The sequence below is a fragment of the Winogradskyella arenosi genome (genome assembly GCF_003337305.1).
GTDB lineage: Bacteria > Bacteroidota > Bacteroidia > Flavobacteriales > Flavobacteriaceae > Winogradskyella > Winogradskyella arenosi.
In genome coordinates this window covers 95,178-115,533 of the sequence record NZ_QPJO01000004.1, presented here as the reverse complement: position 1 = coordinate 115,533, position 20,356 = coordinate 95,178, and the positions used below count along the sequence as shown (strand labels likewise).

Below are 20,356 nucleotides of genomic sequence, written 5' to 3'. Positions count from 1 at the left end.
GATTATGAGATGTTTTTCGATTTTCCGCGTTTAAGCGCCCAATACGCAGTTATAAAATAAGTCATTGTACAAATGAAGGCGTAGGTATAGAATTGTTCTCTGTTTTGGATGTAGATCTCTTCGTTTGCACTTCCAAATAAGACCCTGCTCCCTAAAACAACAGTAATAATTAAAGCTAATAAAGAAACGATGCGTAATACTTTAGTAAATATGGAGTGGTCTATTACAGGAACTGTTTCTTGCTCTGCTTTTTGTTCTTGAAATTTAGCGATGTTTATGTTGCGTAATCTTTCTTTTTCTTCAGCTTCAGGATAGTTGTCTTTAGCGCCATATTTCCCTGCTAAAATGGTATAAATAATGATGGTGAATACCCAAGTTGGTAAAAACAGATAAAAGAACGACATCACATTTAAAGCGTTGAGGCCAAAACCAAAGACCAGTCCTAATCCCCATGAGGCAACTGCAGGCGTGCTAAAAGTTAATTGGCGGTAATGTGACCAGTACCTCGTGTAGCCAATGCGTGGGAATATTTGATGCTCTGCAAATACAATAGCCCCTACTGGCACTACTAAAAGTCCTGCGTAAGTTAATAACGGTAAGATTTGAGAAAATACAAAAGGGAAACAAGCGACCGCCATAGTAACTAAGCCAACAACAATGGTTGTTTTTTTACGAGAATGGTTTTTAAATATGGCCTGTGCGGCTAAACCAGCACGATAAAGGTTAGCCACTGCTGTGGTCCACCCCGCTACAATAACAATTACAAAACCAGACCATCCTAAAGCGTAATAGGCAACATCACCTGGATCGAGTTCTACGATAGATTTTCCAATGATTACTGCTGCTCCTGCCCCCATAATTCCGGCAGAAATCCAAGCGACGTAGTGTCCAAACATCATCCCTGTACTCGTTGCTAATCCGTAAGATTTCTTTTTAGAAAAACGAAATAAGGCCATATCTATAAGTCCAAAGTGTGTAATGGTGTTCGCTGCCCAAGCAAATCCGATAACTTCTGTTAAACCGATCCCTGCTTCTCCTTCACTATTAATGCCGGTCCATATCGATTGGTTACCTAAGGCAATAAAATCGCTCCATCCGCTAGGAATGGTTTTGTCTAAAACTTCTAAAGACAAAGCAGGTAAAAGCACAAAGGCGCCACAAGTAAACATGACAAATAACCAAGGGGCACAAATACCAGCAAACTCAGATACCGCTTTAAAGCCATAAATAGCAATAGAAACCACAACAGAGCCAACAATTAATACAATAAGTACAAACCAAGGATTGGTCGGATACCAATTTAATTGTGGCGGAATATTAAACGCAAAGCGCACCGCTGTTGCGGATACGGTAATCATTGCTGCGGAAATCACGGTAAAAATAATCACATTAGCCCAATTATAGAGTTTGGTCATAGAATCGCCAGCTATTTTATTGAGGTAGGTATAGAGGCTTAACCGTGTGTCTACTGCAATTGGCGATGTAATAAAGGTCCAACTTAAAACCGCTAGTATATTACCAATTAGTAAGCCTAATAAAATATCTTTTGTTGAAGCCCCTAAGGCTACAAAGGTAGCACCAATAACAAATTCTGTTGCGGCTACATGTTCTGCCGCATAGATACCTGCAAAATGTGTCCAATTGTGCAATCTGTTTTTTGCAATTGGTAATTGTTCTTCTTTTAAGTTTTTGAACTGCTGAAAGTCATTGGTTCCATTCATAATATCGCTTTTTATGATCTTAAGGTATTGTAATTCACGTTTTCAACAGTTTAAGTGTTATGGCTAACGCTTAAAATTCACATTAATGGAATTTGTTATCGTATGAAAATTACAATTCGGTCGACGCTTATATTATAAACGTCATAATTACGTTTGTTTTTTCAAATGTATTGCAAAAAAATAAGAAATTGTCGTTTTTGAGGAGAAAATGTGTGTTAAATTACTTATTAACTATACTATATTGATAAATACATATTTTTAAGGAAGCTAAAGTGTTAATGATTATTAATGTAAATATGACGTTTAATGATGTTTATCATAGTTTAGATGTGCTCAAGAATAAGGTTTTATTGTTGTAATTGAATTGTGTTGTGGAAATAGAAACATAGATCAAATTTGTCAGTAGATTGTGTAGTGTTTGGGTATGACACTAGTTCGAAATCTTGAAATGATTTGTTGATACCACGTTATTTAACTCTTAAAGATTACGAGGACGTTGTAGCTGATGATGATGATGTGCTTGTAGTAGAATGCCTCAGTAAATCAGAAACTTTAGATAAGTTTACGATGAACGAGGTGCAAGACTTGTACAAGTTGATATGAATAGATTTTAATAATCGAAATTTTAGACGAATGCTAATTCATAAAAAAAATACATTATTCCTCTAGATGAAAAACCAATTGGGGTTCTGAAAAAAATAGCGGAACTCTATAGGTTTGGTAGAGCCGTCTATAACAAAGTGGTTTAAAAAACGATTTAATTAGTCTCTACGTGCTAGTAGAAACCAATGAAGGTCCCTTCACTCCTATTTATGGAATCATGACGAAAATAATGACACTTAAAATTGAATGTTTAAGTGCGATTGGAATTACATTTATTCAGAATACATCTTATCAATAAGTTCTTGATATTTATGCTGAATAACCTTTCGTTTTAATTTTAAGGTAGCGGTAATTTCTCCCGTTTCAATAGTAAACTCTTTTGGTAATAAGGTGAACTTTTTAATCTTTTCAAACTTAGAAAATTCCTTCTGAAGGTCTTCAAAACGTTTTTCGAAAAGCGTTATAATTTGGTTGTGACTGATTAGGTCCTCAACGTCCTGAAAACTTATTTTATGCTCTAAGGCATATTTTTTTAAGTTCTCAAAGCTAGGCACTGCTAAGGCCGTAACATATTTCTGCTGATCGCCAATAACAGCGATTTGCTCAATAAAAGAATCGGTAATTAAGGCGTTTTCAAGCTTTTGAGGGGCAATGTACTTTCCTCCAGACGTTTTCATAAGATCCTTAATACGGTCTGTAATAATAAGGTTGCCTTTGTGGTCTAGTTTTCCGGCGTCACCTGTTTTAAACCAACCGTCTTCAAACACTTTAGCGGTTTCTAAAGGTTTTTTATAATAGCCTTTCATTACCCCAGGACCTTTTACTAAGATCTCGTTATTAGCACCAATTTTAATTTGGGTACCTTTAAGGGGTTGGCCTGCGGAATTAAATTCAAAATGTGTGTCTCCAAAAAGTGTTGCTGTTGCTGTAGTTTCGGTTAAGCCATAACCACATTTTATATTAAGTCCGAAGGAATGAAAAAACGATACCAAATCGGCCACTAAAGGTGCACCTCCACAAGGCATAAATTTAATGTTACCGCCAAAGACCTCGCGTAATTTACTTAACACCAGTTTGTCGGCAATTTTAAGTTTTAATTGTAAGCCTAAAGGAATAGATTTCCCTAAGCGTTTGTGTTTATTGTAATAGTTGTTTCCTACACCTAAGGCCCAGCTGGCTAATTTCATTTTTGTAGGAGACGCTTCTTTTCTTTTGTCTTGTATAGCGGCAAATATTTTTTCAAATATTCTAGGCACTGTACACATTACTGTAGGTTTCACTTCTTTAATGACATCTACAATTTTTTTAGGATCTTGGTTAAAGTACACCTCAATACCTTTCTTTAAACAAAAGAAAGCCCAACTACGTTCGTAGATATGACTTAAGGGTAAAAAACTAAGAGACGTGTCTTTTTCGGTAAGGTCTAACTCGTAATCATGTGCGGCTAATGCACCTCCAAAATTATGATAATCTAACATTACCCCTTTTGGTTCTCCAGTTGTTCCGGAGGTATATATAATACTGGCTAAATCTTCAAAATCACGTTCGTAATAACGTTTTTGAAGTTCTATATTTACCTGTTCTGTGGGGGTAATAGCCATAAAATCGTCTAAATGCATAACACTGCTAGAAGGTTTTAGTTGAATGGATTTTGTTAAGGCTACAATCCCCTTTAAATACTCAGAGGTTTGTAAAAGTTCAAAGGCTTTATCAAATTCATTCTGGTTTCCAACAAAAAGAAGCGATACTTCAGCGTCATTAATAACATATTCAACCTCTTTTTTAGAATTTGTGGCGTAAATAGGAATACTCACAGCTCTAACTCGCATAATAGCGGCATCTGCAATAATCCAGTTCGGCATATTTTCAGAAAAAATAGCCACATTCTGTTGCACGTTAATACCGTAATGAATTAAGGCTTTAGAAAGACGCTCAACCTGAGTTTCAAAATGTAACCAAGACATACCTTCCCAGGTGTTGTTTTGATCGTTTTTAGCGTAAACCGCGTTTTTATTTTGAAAACGTTGACTGTTCTCCTTGAGTTCTTCAACTAAATGCTTGTAATTCATTCTCTTAATATTACTGAGTTTCATTGAGGAATTTCGCCTCAATTAAAGGCTGCTAAGATACGACTATTTGTACGGTATTGCTTATAAATACTAAGGCTGTTTTAGTATTTAATATGTGAAATTGGGTGAATTTTGGATCCCATCCTTAATCTATACCTTAAAACAAGCTTCAATTTTTTAGACCTCAAATTTTTTGGTGTAACAGGCTTGTGTTGACCATCTTTAGGTGTGGTGATGGTCCTGTGATGTATTTTGCTTAGAACAAATAGACTTGTAAGGGTTTGGAAATGTAGTATTTATCGTATGTTTTTTTGTATTTAAGATGGTTTAGTGCCGTGTGTTTTTCTTTTTTAGAAGTGGTTCATGGCATTTGGAATTCATAAGAATGTTTATTTTTTGGCTTAAAAATTCGATTATCGTTAATATTAATGTGAGATTTTAACAATTCAACATTATTAAACAATTATATTTGCCATCGATTTAAAACTAGGACGGTTTTAAAATCGTAATAACTTTAAAAAAACAACATCAATGAAACAAACAATTACAGTATTAGCTGCACTTTTAATAGGCAGCGTGTCTTATGCTCAATTTCAAATTTCTGCTAGTGGCGGGTATGCTATTGGAAGTGCGGGGATGAAAATTGGAGAAAAAGTATCTGTATCTCAAACCGAAAATACTTACGGAAGTTACGGTGAGGGTTTTAATGGACAAATTAGAGGAACCTATTTTTTTAATGACCATATTGGTGCTGACCTAAGTGTGGGATATTTACACGGTTCTGATCAAACTGTTTCTGAAGTAAATGTACCAGGTTTAGAAGTTGATGCCGTGGCTAGAGCACGTGCTTTTGGAGCTGCTTTATCTGTCGTATATAAATTTAATGATAATGTGTACGCACGTTTAGGAGCTTTAGTAAAGTTAGGCGGAAAAACAGAAGCTGTAGCGTATCAAAATGCTGTGATGAGTGATGAGCAAGCAGCAGGTTTGTCGCAAGCATATGGGACAGAGATTGAGTCTGGATCAACTTTTGAAACGAACTATGTTGAAGATTACCATGGTCAATTTCCTTTAGGTTTTGTAGCAGCAATTGGTTATGAATATCCTTTAAATGATAATTTTAGTGTTTTTGCTGAAGCTGAATATTATGGGATCAGTTTAAAACGTAAAGATTCTGAAATTACTGAATGGAACACTGATGTGGTAAGGACTGATGGTACGGTTGCCATAGCTGGGTTTTATTCTTTAGATAATTTACCAGCAGGAACAAACAGAACCACCACTTATGTCGATGAATTGTCTAATACAAATGCAGATGATTCTAAAGAATTAGCGGTAAAAGTACCTTACTCTTCTTTCGGAATTAACTTTGGGATTACCTATAAGTTTAAGCGTGCTGCGTCAAACAAGATGATGTAAGTCAGAAAAGTATTTTACAGTAGCTTATAAAAAAACTCCTATGTTATTCATAGGAGTTTTTTTAGGCTTTATTTTTACTGTAATTCAGTCATAATTTCTGCGAATAACTCTGCTGATCGTATGCGACTGTCAATATCGTAAATATGCGTAACGGCAATAAGTTCGTCCGCTTTGGTTTGGTCTAAAAATTCTTTAACCTGCGCTTTTACGGTGGCTTTACTTCCTATAAAAGAATATTTCAGCATTTGATGTACCTGAGGATTGCGCATAATATCTTTAAGGTCTTCGGTCATTTCCGTTGGTGGTTGCACCTTGGCACGTCGGCCGGTAAAAATACCAACAATCATGCGGATCAATGAGGTGGCTAAACGTTGGGCATCTTCATCAGTTTCAGCAATAATAATATTAACACCTGCGATGACGTATGGTGTTTCTAACTCTTCTGAAGGCTGAAACTCTTTACGGTAGGTTTCAATGGCTTCAAATAAATGCGTTGTTGCAAAATGACTGGCAAAAGCATAAGGAAGTCCTTTTTGGGCGGCCAAATGCGCACTATCAGTACTTGAGCCTAAAATATACAAAGGCACCTCTACCCCTTCAGCAATAGTCGCTCTTACTTTAGCATCTTCGTTTTGCGTTGAAAAATAGGTTTGTATTTTACTAACTTCATTTGGGAATGAATGCGCAGCTTTCATAAAATCAGATCGGATGGCTTCAGCAGTTTCGCGGTCCGTCCCTGGTGCTCTTCCTAAGCCTAAATCTATACGTTGTGGATAAAGACTTCCTAAAGTACCAAATTGTTCGGCTATAATTAAAGGTGAATGATTAGGAAGCATAATTCCACCAGAACCCACACGAATCGTTTGTGTGCCTTGCGCAATATAACCAATTAAAATTGAGGTGGCATTACTCGCAATGTTTTCCGCATTATGGTGCTCTGCTAACCAATATCTGGTGTAGCCATAAGTTTCAGCATATTGCGCTAATTTTAAAGCATTGCTAAAGGTTTGTTTTAGAGAATGACCTTCAGAAACTAATGCCAGATCTAAGATAGAATAAGCTATGGGTTGGGTATTCATTAATGGGGTATATAAATTTTTACTGATAATAATTGTGATTGCTGAAGGCCTTTTTTAAGGCTGAATCCTAATGTAAAGTGGCCTTTCAAAATGTAAATTTACAAAGCCAAAAATCAACTTATAGCTTTATTAAGTTAAACTTTTGTTTACAAATGAAAATAAATGCAGGATAGTCATTTAAAAACTATAAAGACAACTTCTCTGCACTGGATGGCTTCACGATAAAAACAAAAAAAAGGTTTATGACTTTCGCCATAAACCTTCGAAGAATTGCTATTATAAATATAGGGGAATTAGCAATTGATACGGTTATTGGTATAGGTTTTAATACAGGCCTTAACTCCTGAGGTTCTTAAGGTGTTATAAGCTTTGGTGTAAGCGCTTACAAACGAGGGTGACGATTTCAATAATCCAAAAACGGATTCAATCTCTAAGAAGGCTTCCGGTTGTCCGTTTGCTGCTTGGGCAGCTTTCTTCCTTAAAGTGGCCTCCATAGCATCTTTTATGTTGAGGGACTTTCCTTGTTCATTTCTACCTAAACTATAGATGGCAAACCCAGCAATTAAAAGGGCGGCACATTTAATTTGCCCTTCAGATTCTAAATTAGCGGTAATGGTCGGTAAAACAAAAATTGGAATTTTAGAAGCGCTTTCAGAACAAATACGGTCAATTTGATCTTTAATACTAACATTTCCGAAGCGCTGTAATAAAGAAGCTTTATAATGCTCTAGGTCCACACCTTTTAAATCGGATAAGGTTGGGCTGACTTCATGATCCATATACTGTTCTAGAAAAGTACGGAGATCTTCATCATGTACGGCTTCATCAATAGTCTTGTAACTTAATAAGGCTCCTAAAATGCCGAGTACGGTATGACCCGCATTTAATAGGCTTAATTTCATTTTTTCATAGGGCACAATATCCTCTACAAATCGAGCCGCAACAGCATCCCAAAGTGGGCGACCATTAACAAAATCATCTTCAATAACCCATTGCTTAAAAGGTTCACATACCACTGGACATGTGTCTTTAATGTTTGTGGTGGCTTTTAAAATTGCAATATCTGAAGCTGTTGTTGTTGGTGTTATACGGTCTACCATACTATTAGGAAACGAAACATGAGTTTCAATCCATGACACTAAGGAAGGTTCTGCAAGTCTTACATAGCTTAAAAGCATATTCTTAGCCATATGACCATTCCTTTGGATATTATCGCAAGATTGAATGGTTACCCCTTTAGCGCCTTTTTCTTTTCTAAGTTTTAAAGCCTGCGTAAGATAACCAAACACCGTTTTAGGCATTAGTGGATTGGCAATATCGTGGCGTATATTGGGGTTTTGATCGTCAAAAGCTTTGGTGACTTCATTGTAGTTGTAGCCACGCTCTGTAATGGTTAGGGTGATAATTTTAACGGCACTACTGGCCATCTTTTTTATGACTTTACTTGGATTTTCTGGAGCGAATAAAACTTCCGTAATAGAACCAATGACCCGTTTAGTGAGTGCGCCATCAAATTCTTTTACCATTAACGTATATAGGCCATCTTGCTTTTTAAGCGCCTTATATATTTTAATATCTGATGGCAATAAGGCTACTCCGCAGATGCCCCAGTCTGTAATTGAGGTGTCGTGTAATAATTGATCCGTGTAATAGGCTTGATGTCCACGATGGAAATCGCCAATACCAATATGGACAATGCCCGTTTTTAGTTGACGTCTTTGATATTTAGGGATCGATATATGTTCCGATATCGCGTCTAAGTGGTCTTGTTTTAAGGTGTAAGCTGTCATCAATTTTTCTTTTCCATTAATTTTGGTGGCGGTTCTTTTTCCATGGTTAAGTCAGCATCGTGGTTCCTAATTCTGCTAAAGGATTAATAGAACGACCCGTAATAAAAATAGGAATTCCTGAAGCCTTAGCGATTTTTGTAACACCAACGAAGGTATCGGCTATTGTTTTCATAGGATTAGGAGTCTATGTTATTTAAGAGTTAAAATAATTTAAGGTCTAATTGTAAGACTGTTTTTTCTTGTTCAGGGTTCCACATAGCAGTTACTTCTACTGGTAATTGGTAGCTACCAATATTTAAATTTTTACCATAAGTAGCGCCGACGTTTATAAGGTTTCCAGAACCTTCGGTGTAAAAGGTCTTATCTGTAATAAAGGACCATGCACCACCAGCAAAAACGGATAAATTAGCATTGTCGTTGTTCCAAACTTTGCTTTTTACTTCAAAATAATGCGTCCAAGAATCTTCTAGGCTCCCATCGGACTGCACCTCGTAATCGCCGGCCCCACCTGCTATAATCGTAGCAAAATAAAGTAAAGTGTTTGGGCAAACATTGTATCCTATTCCGATATCTACAAAATTGTAACCTTGAGTTTTGTCGTAACTCCAATAATGCAATTCGTCACCACGTTCTTCTACTCCAGTATAATTGTTGTGCGATACGGCCTCTACAAACAACCGGTCTGAAAACTTATACTTTGTATAGATAGAAAACTCTTTATAGCTTGCACTTACATTTTCTCCTGTATTATAATTTTCAATATCAACGCCAGAAAAACTAGCCCCTCCCCATACGCCAAAAGTAAATTTTTGATCTCGAGTATTGTACTCAAGGCTTGTCGCAAATACCGCACTTGGGTGCACTACAAATCCATGCCAAGTGTGCATGTTTTTTATATGTCCGCTTATGCTAAACGGTTTGTAGGTTTCTGTTACGCTTTCTGTTTGTGCGTTAAGGGTGGTATTGGCAACCCCTAGAAATAAACTAAGAATGAATACCTTATAACTTAAAGATAGGCCTTTGGGATTAAATACCTTTTTGATGTTGTTGGTATGCGATGTTGTTAAGGTGCTCATTTCTATATGGTCTAAGATTATATTTTAATAAACGTCATATTTACGTTTATTAGTCAAATGTATAAAATATATTTTGAATATTACAAAATATAAAGCCAAAAAATATATTATATTAGCTTAATACTATGCTATATTGATATGAGAATACTGATGTGGCTTGGCTTTTATTCAATAAATATTTAATGTTATATTGACGTTTAATAAAATTATTGTGCTACATTTAACACCGTTAAAAACAAATTATGCCTAATAAAATTTCTAATATATCTGTAGATTGTGTGGTTTTTGGTTATGACACAATTACTAAATCTTTAAATGTTTTACTGATAAAACGTTACTTAGAATCTAAAGAGAAAGAGGTTTTAGTTGACGACTATGTCCTTACAGGATACCATGTTTATGAAGATGAAACTTTAGATGATTCGGCAACCCGTGTATTAAAGGAATTAACGGGATTAACCAATCAGTATAAAAAGCAATTTAAAGCCTTTGGAGATCCTGATCGTTTATTAAGTGAGAAGGATTTAATTTGGATTGATAAAGAAGCCTTTAGTTTACGTACCATCACGATTGCCTACTATTTTTTATTAAAAACAGAAGATGTTGATGTTACACGTAATAAGTACCAAGCTAAATGGTTTCCGTTAAGATCTTTGCCCGAATTAGGCTTCGATCATAAGAAGATTATAGAAGAGGCGCATGAAGATTTAAAAACCAAGTGTTTAGCGGAACCTATTATTTTTGAATTGTTACCAGATAAATTCACCATTAATGATGTTCAGGATTTGTATGAATCTATTTTGGGGATAGAAATTGACAATCGTAATTTTAGACGAAAACTCATCAATAAAAAATACATTATTCCTTTAGATGAAAAGCAAGTTGGTGTTTCTAAAAAACCAGCGCAACTCTATATGTTTAGTAAAGACATCTATAAAAAGATGTACCATAAGAATTATCTTATCAGTATTTAAAAGAGAGCATAAAAAAAGGAGGGCGCCACTCTAATAACTTCCCTCCTTCTCACTCTAACAATCAATTAAATATGATTTTCTTAAATAGCTTTATTCCATATCTATAATACCAACCACTTCATAAGCTCTTGTGCCGTCTACCTGTACTTTTTCGTATAGAATATTAGCGTACTCATAATAAGTTTGGTTGTCTATAGTTACTTTTTCGTAATCTTCTGGTAATTCAGATACAATAGTTCCTATCTCTGGTTCTACCACTTCATATTCGTTATTAACGTAGATATAAAAGGTTCCATTAACAGCATAATAATCACGGTTGTTAAAACGTATACGCTTATAGTTAGATGGTATGGTCTGAATTCTGAATCCTACCTTAGGAGCAATAACAATATAACGTCCTCTAGATTGTGTATAGAATCTGTTATTAGCGTAATAATAATTCTGTCCCTTATATTGTACAACCTTTTTATTAGGAACGCTTCTTACAGAAACCACTTTTTTAGTCTGTTTTTTATACGTCACTTTTGAGCTCGGTATTTTTTTGCTTACGGGTTTCTTAGTGCTTATTACGGTTGTTTTTTTACTGCTACTACGTTTGGTTTGCGCGGGCGCCTGAAAAGCGAATGCAACCAAAAATGTTAAAGGGAGTAAGTAGGTTTTAATACGTGTTTTCATAATCATTTATTTTAAGGCGTTAAACAATCTTTTATCGCAATAATGATAAGCCTTATTGCTTTCCTTGATTTAAAGGTATTGCAATTATAAGGCTTGTGAGAAAGCAATAGACTAGTGCTTGATATTTATCTATAAAGCGGCTGTTTTTGTAGATATAGAGTTTTGTTCAAGTGCAATTTCTGTAAGGGTTTAGAGGTATGCATAAAAAAAAGGAATACCTTTTCAAGTATCCCTTTTTTAGCAATTAATTCTAGGGGTAATTATTTTAATAAGTCTAATAAGCCTGTTAGCTCGGTAAGATTTAAATTAGAACTGTTGTCTGTATCTAAGACGTCAAAGTTTTCTGAAACTGAACCAATAGCTTCTGAAGAACTGATGGCATCATTATGATCAGTGTCTAATAAATTGAAAAGACTTGTAATTTGTTGTACTGTAGAGTTTGAGCTTAAAGAACTTAATAGTGTTGAAGCTTGTGCAATGGTAGAGGTGTCTACATTTTTAACACTGTTACAACTTAACATTATGATTGCAACCGATACGGTTAAAACAATTTTTTTCATGATTTGATATATAGTTTTGTGCAGTACAAACGTACTTCTATTGCTTTTAAATTAAAAAGGAAATAGACCAATACCGCAATTCCTCATATTAAATCTGAAAATCAATAGATGAATACCAATCGTGCTATCCGTTTAAGGAGTTATTATTAATGAATTCTAAGAATTTTGGCTTGTAATGTTCTGATACTGTGACGCGCTGATCATTGATGATAATCTGACTGCGTTCAATAACATCAATATTATCTAAGGAAACGATAAATGAGCGGTGCACACGCATAAATTGTGTGCTTGGCAGTTCTTCTTCTAAAGATTTTAAGCTCATTAAGGTTAGGATGGGCTTCTTATTATCTTTAATCCATATTTTAATATAGTCTTTTAAACCTTCAAAATAGAGCACATCGGCTAGTTTAATGCGTAACTGCTTGTATTCCGATTTTACAAAAAGGAATTCCTTTTCTTCAGAAAGTACACTTTGGCGTTGTCCTTTTACCAATTCAAACCAAGTATTCGCCTTATTGGCCGCCACTAGGAACTCGGCGTAATCAAAAGGTTTTAATAAATAATCTATAGCTTCTACTTTAAAGCCTTCTAAAGCATAATGATCAAAAGCCGTTGTAAAAATAACACGTGTGTCTTTAGGTAACATTTTTGAAAATTCAATACCTGTTAAATCTGGCATTTGTATGTCTAGAAACAGTAAATCTACCGGTTGATCTTTGATGTATTCCATCGCTTCAATGGCACTACTACACTTTTTCTTGAGGTCTAAAAAGGGTGTTTTTTCAACATAACTCTCAACTAAATTAAGCGCCATAGGCTCATCGTCTACAATAACACAAGATATTTTAAATGGACTCATAAATTAGATGTATAAATTAAAAGTGGCTAGCTTTAAAACGATTAAAATTTAGTTTACCGTATATCTTACCAAAACTTCATTGTCTAAAATAACATTGGTAGACCATATAAATTTTGCATCGGCTTTGCTGTGGTCAAAGATATCTATAAAATTGGTATATGCAGGCTTATTATCGACGCCAATCGTTCTATTTGTGTACTCGGTTGCGCTAGGCCATTGGCTATCATCAAAATCTGAAGATTGCCAGTTTAGAGGTGTTTTCCAATGTAAAGCGTAGTATGATGTTCCATCGTTAGAATCTTCGGTGTTGCAAGACGAACTTAGTCTTAGGGTGCCTTCTTCTGTAGCACAAGATAAATCGCTTAACGGAGCGGTATAAAAGGTTTGCGCTTTCCATTCTGAATTTGTTGTAACAATTATTTCTCCTGCAGCATCTTTAAAAACAGCGACCATACCGCCATCTCCAGGATGAAATGCTTGTCCTCTATTCGCTTCAGAACCTAAACCACTATTTTCTTCCCAATCCACTAATTTCATAGCTATAGTAAACGGTTTTTGAACTTTAAAACGAACGATATTCGAGTTGAATTGCGTAAAAGGCACATTGTCTTTCCCTACTGGAATGCCGTTTATATACATTTCAAAATAGTTGTCGGCAAAGACATACGCGGTAATAAGTTCGCCATCTTCATCTACTTCTACAATATCACTGCCATCCAAAGCAAATAAAGCTTCATCTGCAGAGGTAAATTCTATTTTGGTACAAGGGTTAAATAAATCGGATGCCATCGGAAAACTTTCATCCGTAAAATTAACTTCTGCAGGAACGGTCCATGTGCTACCACCTGTAGCTGTAGACGTCCCGATTGGTGCTTTTCTACCTCTATCGCAGTCATAAATATTTTGCGTTAAGACCGTTGCTGGCCCTTGAGATACGGAGGCGGTACCATTATAGGTTTCCGTTTTTTTAGGTGTCGTTTTTTTTGTGTTTTTACAAGTGAATAGTGCAAAACAAGAAAAAATAACGAGGAGTGTGCTAGGTTTGATGTGTATCATTTTTTTTTTTTTTAGTTGGAATCGACAAAGGTTAAGGTGGTTCTATCGACAATTTTTACGGTATTTATGGCATTCATAAACACATTATAATCGACGTTTAAACTGTTTTTTTTAGGTAATGAAGCTGGTGTTTCTGCCAAAGCATAAAGCGCTATGGTGTATTCGTGTTTTCCCTTTCCACGAGAACAAGGTGATGTATAAGATATTGCTGTACCATCTTTATTTGCGCCCATAAACCAGTTTCCTTGAGACGCCATTTTATAGGGTAGTTCTGTGACTTCAGGATCAATATTCCATAATAACAAATAGGAATTGATCTCGCTCTTATGTTCTTTTTTCGGGTAATGATACATGACAATCGCTAAAGATTTCGTGCCCTTAGGAACATTTTCCCAAGACAGTGGTATGGAATTTTCCACATCCTTGACCTTTTCTTCACATTTATATGCGTCTAATAACACCCCGTTTTCTACAGCAACACTTGTGAGTTTAAAATTGGGATGAATGGTTTTAAAATCATCATGATTTACAGTTGTAAGCTCAGTAGTCTTGTTTTTACAAGCTATAAAAGAAAGAAAAAGGATGAGAGCTAAAATTTTTGTTGGTTTCATTTTTCTTTGTAGGTTTCAAGGGTTGTCGTACCATCCGGATTTATAAATTGATAGGTGTAAGTTCCTGTACTATCCCAACTGTAATTAATGATATAGTCTTTCCCTTCTGAGCGATAGGTTAATTGATAGGCATTTTCTCCCAAAGATTTAAAATTGATAATTTCAGCACCACGTAAGGGTCTTAGTGCAGGTCTTAATTCTTGTGTTCTTGGTTGTGGATACACCTGATTTTCTGGTGCTTTTGTTTTTGGGTCTAACTGGACTTCACCTCTCATACCTGCAATAAAATAAGGATACTCCTCAATGCTATGGTATTGGTAAGATCCATCAGGATTTGTTTTGCCTAAGTATTCATCTAAGGGCTCTGTTGTTTCTCCATATACCGGAAAACCATCTACAGCATAAGCTACAGGATTTCCTTCGCCCACTTGATCTTGTAAATGTAATGGCGGTAAATGGTAATGATAATCATCGGCACGTCCACAATGTCCGCCCCATTCATCTAATTCACCAATAGCATTGGCATCTTCACCTCTATTATTTAAAGGATTAAAAATAGGAATTCCATTCACCGCTACAGCAATGGCTCCTTTTAGTAAATTAGTTTTTGTAGATAAGGGGTCTTCTGCCATTTTTGGATGTATAGGAATAGCCCAACTATTAGCGCCTGTGTAATTTTGATTAATTGGTACTTGCTGTTGCCAATTGCTTATGCCAACCATCATATCATGATTGGGCAATCCATTAGAGGATATATATAGATAAGTACTGTCTGCATGCGTAGTGACACCATCAAATTTTTCAAAAAAGCTTTGCATTACAGAAACCGCGTGCGAAGGAACTTGAAGCACACTAATCCCCGTAGTGGCGGTATTTTTACAAGACACAAAGGTGACGATACATCCCCCTAAAATACCATAAGTGAAATGCATGGCTTTTCTTTCTTTCCTTAATTTATAAACAGATACGCCCAAAAGCAGGAGTCCAAACATAAGGAGCCACCAACTAGAATTGGATCCTTCTTGAGATTCTGAAGCTGTGTGATGATTATTTAAACTCTGAATAGCTGCACGTTTAGCCTTTATATAATTTTGATCGGCTGCAGAAAAGTCTGAAAGCTTATAAACCTGAACCGGGTGATGCGCATCCATTAAATAAACGTCATTATCCTCTAATTTGATGAAATTAGCATTGACAGTTTGATGCGTTGTTGCTAATTCCCATTGTTTTAAAGGTGTACCATGTCCGCCTTCATGAGCAAACAGATGTAGATTTAGGAGGAAAAAACAAATGGCTAAAAGTGTATTTTTCATAGAGCTTTATTTTTCGGAATATATGAGTGATTTAGTTGGTCTCTATTTCTAAGGTCACTAAAAACCTATCGTTTTTTAAGAAGGTTTTAAACTCGTGTTTCTGAGGGTATAATAATTCTAAGCGTTTTACTAAATTCTGTAATCCTATACCAGAACCGCTTTTATCATCGGTTTGTTTGGGATAGTTATTGTTATCAATAACAAAACGTATTTTATGATCTTCTTGGGTCATATCAATAGTGATCAGGCTTTCCTTGCTGGCAGATACCCCATGTTTAAAAGCATTTTCAATAAGTGAGATGAATAAAAGCGGAGCAATCTTAATTCCTGTTTCTTTTACTGGGAAACTGTAATTCACCACGGTTTTATCTGATACACGAAGCTTCATGAGTTCAATATAGCGCTTCATAAAGTCAATTTCTTTAGATAGAAGAATGGTTTCTACATTAGTTTCATACAACATGTAGCGCATCAGCTTACTTAAACTATGTATAGAGGTTTTGGCCTGATCTGGAGACAGGTCTACCATGGCATAGATATTATTTAAAGAATTAAAGAAGAAATGCGGTTGTAATTGATAATGCAAATGCTGTAACTCGGACTGCAATTTAACGTTAGTAGCTTCTTTGCGTTCTGCTTCTGTTTGCACCCAACGTTTTGTGGTTTTTAATGCTATTGAAAACAAAAGCGGCGCCATATACGATAAGATTTGAATGTATACAGCCATTTTAAAAGGGGGCTCTGCTCTATTGGTGTTTTCTAAACGCTTCTTTATAATTTCTTGAAAATAGGTGTCTTCTATATGTTCTTTTAAAAATAGAAATAACACTATCATTACGGTATTTATAGCAATGAACTGTAACATTTTTTTTGGAAATAAAAACCGATCGACTAAAACAAAGTAATTTGAATAGAAGATAAAAACTGAAAAACATAAAGGGATCCAAAAATGGGCTTTAATTCTATCCATTTCTTGTTCTTGCCCATAAGTTAAAAAATAAGGCATACTAAAGAGAACAATCCAAACGAGGAGGTGTGAAAATAGGGTGATATTTTTATTGTTAGGCATTCTTGTCGTTTTTAATTAATCCTATTTGTTGTTTGAAGCTACATTGTATTTACCTGCGCCTGTCAAAAACAAAGCTAAAGCACCTATTGAATACATCAAAACGAATTCAGATTTAAGTGTCGCTTTATGGTCAAGCACAAGATTTTCCATGCAAACTATTAATTGACATTTCTAACCAAACGCACATAATTATAATAGCGCTCTCCCCCTTCACTGGCGGGGCCATTTTCATGTTTGGTATCAAACCTTATGGCTCCTGCGCCATGAAAATCTAAACCTTCATTATTCACGGCACGTCCAAAAGCAACATACCAGGCATAATAATAGGGTTTTCCTTTTTGAAATCTCGCAGAAGTACTGGTCCAAAAATACGGATAATCTTTATCGCCATTTTCATTGACAATTGCTGAAGTTTCAAATACTGGAGCTATGGCTGCTCGGTCCTTAGAGGCATCTTTGGCTCCTGGAGCATAATCGTAATCGACTAGGCCTTGTAGTTCTTTTACGTTAGGCAAGCGCCAATCGGTGTAGCCTGCGAGTTCTGAATTTTCAGCATACATCAAGGCATTTTTCCAATCGAAGCCCTTTTTACTATCTTGCTTAGACCACATAAGTCCTGTGGCTTTATCTGTAATCGTTTGATCACCATTATCTATAAAATCATTTTCACCATAGTCGTTTCCTCTAACAGCGCGAACATATTTTAACATTGGGTTGCCCATAGGTCGGCTGCCGTTCTGATTAGTAGGAGGCGGTGGTTTGTGACCTTCATCATCATCTTCAGGATGCGTTTGACCCTTAGGACCATTTCCCCCAGGAGGTGGTCCTTTTCTATCCTTCATATCTTTAGGCGCTTCCCCAGCATAGGCTTTTATATGTCCGGTAGCATGGTTTACACCAAACACCGCACTATACCGCCCTTCTTCGGTATGGCCAACATAGGCATTATTAGTCCAATATTGTTCACTTTTATCCACAAAATCATTATTGACTAACGAAAAATAAGTGGTATCTAAATATGGCCAACCTTCGCTAAAATCACTAATAGAATAGAGTTCTTTGGCTGTTGGCATTCTCCAATCGTCATAACCACCAAGCTTGAGGTTTTCACAATAGGCTTTGGCATCTTTCCAATTAAACCCTCCGGAAGTTGGAATTTCTTGCCACATTAATCCTGTATTTAGATCACTTATTGTCCCATCACCATTATTTTCAAACGTTATGGTTTTGCCTTTTAAATAATGTGCATCTTGCCCATAAAGCGTATCTCCTATTTGAAGATCCGCACGTACCGTTCCATCTTCATCATAAGCCTTTACTTGTCCCGTTGCTACTTGCGTATACGATGTATGATTTGTGGTTGCAACGGGCTTTGAGGTTGTACTCGCTTCCTTACAGGCCTGCATTAAAATGATGAACAGGACTATTGAAGTGACCTGAATTACTGTATTCGTTTTTAAAGTTTTCATGGTGACTCTTATTAAAGTTGCATTATACTTTAGGTTATATTACTCGTATCGTAAGGCTGTAATAGGATCTAAAGCAGAAGCTTTTCTTGCTGGATACCACCCGAAAAATATTCCTGTAACCGCACAAACGGCAAATGATATTACAATAGAATATAAGGCGACACTTGTAGGCCAATTCAAGAAGGTTTCAATAAATACCGTGGCTCCAAGGCCTAGGATAACCCCTAAAACTCCACCGGTGATACTTATTAATATGGCTTCAATTAAAAATTGCATTAAAATATCGGCGCCTTTTGCCCCTACAGCCATACGTAGACCAATTTCTTTTGTTCGTTCTTTTACGGAAACGTACATAATATTCATAATCCCAATACCTCCAATTAACAATGATATACTAGCAACGGCCACTAATAGAATGGTTAACATTTCACTTGTAGAACTAAATGTTGAAATTAATTCTTCCATAGAACGTACCGTAAAATCGTCGTCTTCAGATTCTATTAATTTGTGTTGAGAACGCAATATATCTGTAACTTGTGTAACCGCTTCAGAAGCATCATCTTCACTAATTGCCGAAGCCATAATTTGGTTTAAATAATCGATTGCCAAAATTCGTTTTTGAACTGTGGTGTACGGCGCAATGACTACATCATCTTGATCTTGTCCAAAGGTATTCTCACCTTTTTCTTCTAATACTCCAATAACCTTGAATGGAATATTATTAAATCGAATCATTTGTCCGACTGGGTCTTGCCCATCTGGAAAAACATTTTCTACTACCGTTTCACCGATTAAAGCCACTTTAGCGGCAGATTTAACTTCAGCATCAGTAAACATACTTCCACTTTGTAACCCCACGGCTTTAATATTTAAATACTCCGGATTAACACCATAAATGGTAGATGGCCAGTTATTGGCGCCATTAATGACTTGTCCGCCACCATTAACAACAGGCGTAATATAACTTAATAGTGAGGCTTGTTCTTTAATTTCATTATAATCCTCTAATATTAATGTTTGCACATTACCCCCACTACCTCTAGCCGGACCTCTATCATCAGCTCCAGGTCTAATGGTAATCATATTAGAGCCCATTGATGATATTGTTGTTCTAATACTTTCTTTAGATCCCTCTCCAATAGCTAACATAGCAATCACAGAAGCAACGCCAATGATGATACCTAACATCGTCAACAAGGTTCTTGTTTTGTTAAGTATGATGGCTTTAGTCGCTATTTTAAATAAATTTAATAGTCTCATAATTAATGGTCTTGTTTAGGTAATTTTGCTAATTCAGCCGCTGCAGATTGCACATCTTGATTTTGATAATCTTGAATAATATTACCGTCTTTTAAAACGACAGTTCTACTACTAAAGGTGGCAATATCAGGCTCGTGCGTTACAAACGTAATGGTAATACCTTGTTTGTTTAATTCTTGAAATAAAGACATAATCTCATAAGAGGTTCTTGTATCTAAATTTCCTGTGGCTTCATCAGCTAAAATCATTACAGGATTGTTTACTAAAGATCTGGCAATAGCCACACGTTGTTGTTGTCCTCCTGATAATTGTGATGGTGTATGGTCTAAACGTTCACCTAAGCCCACCATTTTTAAAGCTTTTATGGCGCGTTCTCGGCGTTCTTCAGAAGAGACTTTGCTATTATATAATAAAGGTAATTCTACATTCTCAATAGCGGATGTTCTCGCTAATAAATTATAAGATTGAAATATAAAACCAATCTTCTCGTTTCTAATTGTCGCAAGTTCGTTTCTACTCAAATCCTTAACGCTTACACCGTCAATTTCATAAAGTCCCGAGCTAGGCTGATCTAAGCAGCCTAGAATATTTAGCATGGTACTTTTTCCAGATCCACTAGACCCCATTATGGTGACGAACTCTCCTTCTTGAATTGAAAACGAGAGGCCTTTTAAGGCATGGACCGTTTCGGTACCCATGGTAAACTCACGTTTTAAATCTTGTATTTTTATGATTTCTTTGCTCATAGTTTCT

General features: G+C 35.9%; 19 protein-coding genes. 3 read left to right on the top strand and 16 right to left on the bottom strand.

Annotated elements, in window-relative coordinates:
• Positions 1–2: 2 nt before the first annotated feature.
• Positions 3–1,721, bottom strand: coding sequence for a purine-cytosine permease family protein (locus tag DFQ08_RS12040; protein WP_114310273.1), 1,719 nt, complete (start codon positions 1,719–1,721; stop codon positions 3–5).
• 456 nt (positions 1,722–2,177) lie between these two features.
• Here DFQ08_RS12040 and DFQ08_RS16345 point away from each other — a divergent pair, with 456 nt between their 5' ends.
• Entirely contained in the window at positions 2,178–2,324 is a 147-nt protein-coding gene (locus DFQ08_RS16345) for a hypothetical protein (RefSeq protein WP_245935432.1), read from the top strand.
• Between the two features lie 272 nt (positions 2,325–2,596).
• On the opposite strand, the gene DFQ08_RS12030 is transcribed toward DFQ08_RS16345, so the two are convergent.
• Complete coding sequence (locus tag DFQ08_RS12030; RefSeq protein WP_114310505.1) at positions 2,597–4,393, bottom strand: AMP-dependent synthetase/ligase; 1,797 nt, start codon at positions 4,391–4,393, stop codon at positions 2,597–2,599.
• A 531-nt stretch (positions 4,394–4,924) separates the two neighbouring features.
• On the opposite strand from DFQ08_RS12030, the gene DFQ08_RS12025 reads away from it, so the two are divergent.
• On the top strand, positions 4,925–5,812 hold the full coding sequence (locus tag DFQ08_RS12025) for an outer membrane beta-barrel protein (protein WP_114310272.1): 888 nt from the start codon (positions 4,925–4,927) through the stop codon (positions 5,810–5,812).
• 74 nt (positions 5,813–5,886) lie between these two features.
• On the opposite strand, the gene DFQ08_RS12020 is transcribed toward DFQ08_RS12025, so the two are convergent.
• From DFQ08_RS12020 to DFQ08_RS12010, 4 genes are all read right to left on the bottom strand, one after another.
• Positions 5,887–6,891 (bottom strand): LLM class flavin-dependent oxidoreductase, encoded by a 1,005-nt coding sequence (locus tag DFQ08_RS12020; protein ID WP_114310271.1) that lies wholly within the window; start codon positions 6,889–6,891, stop codon positions 5,887–5,889.
• 293 nt (positions 6,892–7,184) lie between these two features.
• Positions 7,185–8,681, bottom strand: a complete 1,497-nt coding sequence (locus tag DFQ08_RS12015) for a mannitol dehydrogenase family protein (RefSeq protein ID WP_114310270.1) — start codon at positions 8,679–8,681, stop codon at positions 7,185–7,187.
• Between the two features lie 46 nt (positions 8,682–8,727).
• Positions 8,728–8,853, bottom strand: a complete 126-nt coding sequence (locus DFQ08_RS16385; RefSeq protein ID WP_262508884.1) for a hypothetical protein — start codon at positions 8,851–8,853, stop codon at positions 8,728–8,730.
• Between the two features lie 28 nt (positions 8,854–8,881).
• Entirely contained in the window at positions 8,882–9,757 is an 876-nt protein-coding gene (locus DFQ08_RS12010; protein ID WP_245935431.1) for a hypothetical protein, read from the bottom strand.
• A 242-nt stretch (positions 9,758–9,999) separates the two neighbouring features.
• On the opposite strand from DFQ08_RS12010, the gene DFQ08_RS12005 reads away from it, so the two are divergent.
• The gene (locus tag DFQ08_RS12005; protein ID WP_245935430.1) at positions 10,000–10,731 is read left to right on the top strand and encodes an NUDIX hydrolase; all 732 of its coding nucleotides are present in this window, start codon (positions 10,000–10,002) and stop codon (positions 10,729–10,731) included.
• Positions 10,732–10,821: 90 nt separating this feature from the next.
• Here DFQ08_RS12005 and DFQ08_RS12000 read toward each other — a convergent pair whose 3' ends face one another.
• The 10 genes from DFQ08_RS12000 to DFQ08_RS11955 form a co-directional block, all read right to left on the bottom strand.
• Positions 10,822–11,406, bottom strand: coding sequence for a DUF6515 family protein (locus DFQ08_RS12000; protein ID WP_114310504.1), 585 nt, complete (start codon positions 11,404–11,406; stop codon positions 10,822–10,824).
• 260 nt (positions 11,407–11,666) lie between these two features.
• Positions 11,667–11,966, bottom strand: coding sequence for a hypothetical protein (locus DFQ08_RS11995; protein ID WP_147269474.1), 300 nt, complete (start codon positions 11,964–11,966; stop codon positions 11,667–11,669).
• A gap of 124 nt (positions 11,967–12,090) precedes the next feature.
• The gene (locus tag DFQ08_RS11990; protein WP_114310267.1) at positions 12,091–12,825 is read right to left on the bottom strand and encodes a LytR/AlgR family response regulator transcription factor; all 735 of its coding nucleotides are present in this window, start codon (positions 12,823–12,825) and stop codon (positions 12,091–12,093) included.
• 48 nt (positions 12,826–12,873) lie between these two features.
• On the bottom strand, positions 12,874–13,881 hold the full coding sequence (locus tag DFQ08_RS11985) for a hypothetical protein (RefSeq protein ID WP_114310266.1): 1,008 nt from the start codon (positions 13,879–13,881) through the stop codon (positions 12,874–12,876).
• A gap of 11 nt (positions 13,882–13,892) precedes the next feature.
• Positions 13,893–14,492, bottom strand: a complete 600-nt coding sequence (locus tag DFQ08_RS11980) for a YbhB/YbcL family Raf kinase inhibitor-like protein (protein WP_114310265.1) — start codon at positions 14,490–14,492, stop codon at positions 13,893–13,895.
• Complete coding sequence (locus DFQ08_RS11975; RefSeq protein ID WP_114310264.1) at positions 14,489–15,805, bottom strand: YHYH protein; 1,317 nt, start codon at positions 15,803–15,805, stop codon at positions 14,489–14,491. Before DFQ08_RS11975 ends, DFQ08_RS11980 begins: the two co-directional genes overlap by 4 nt.
• 31 nt (positions 15,806–15,836) lie before the next feature.
• Complete coding sequence (locus tag DFQ08_RS11970) at positions 15,837–16,874, bottom strand: sensor histidine kinase (protein WP_114310263.1); 1,038 nt, start codon at positions 16,872–16,874, stop codon at positions 15,837–15,839.
• Positions 16,875–17,032: 158 nt separating this feature from the next.
• On the bottom strand, positions 17,033–18,343 hold the full coding sequence (locus DFQ08_RS11965; protein WP_114310262.1) for an Lcl C-terminal domain-containing protein: 1,311 nt from the start codon (positions 18,341–18,343) through the stop codon (positions 17,033–17,035).
• Between the two features lie 39 nt (positions 18,344–18,382).
• Positions 18,383–19,603: an ABC transporter permease gene (locus DFQ08_RS11960; protein ID WP_114310261.1), complete on the bottom strand. Its 1,221-nt coding sequence runs from the start codon at positions 19,601–19,603 to the stop codon at positions 18,383–18,385.
• 2 nt (positions 19,604–19,605) lie between these two features.
• Positions 19,606–20,349: an ABC transporter ATP-binding protein gene (locus DFQ08_RS11955; RefSeq protein ID WP_114310260.1), complete on the bottom strand. Its 744-nt coding sequence runs from the start codon at positions 20,347–20,349 to the stop codon at positions 19,606–19,608.
• Positions 20,350–20,356 lie beyond the last annotated feature (7 nt).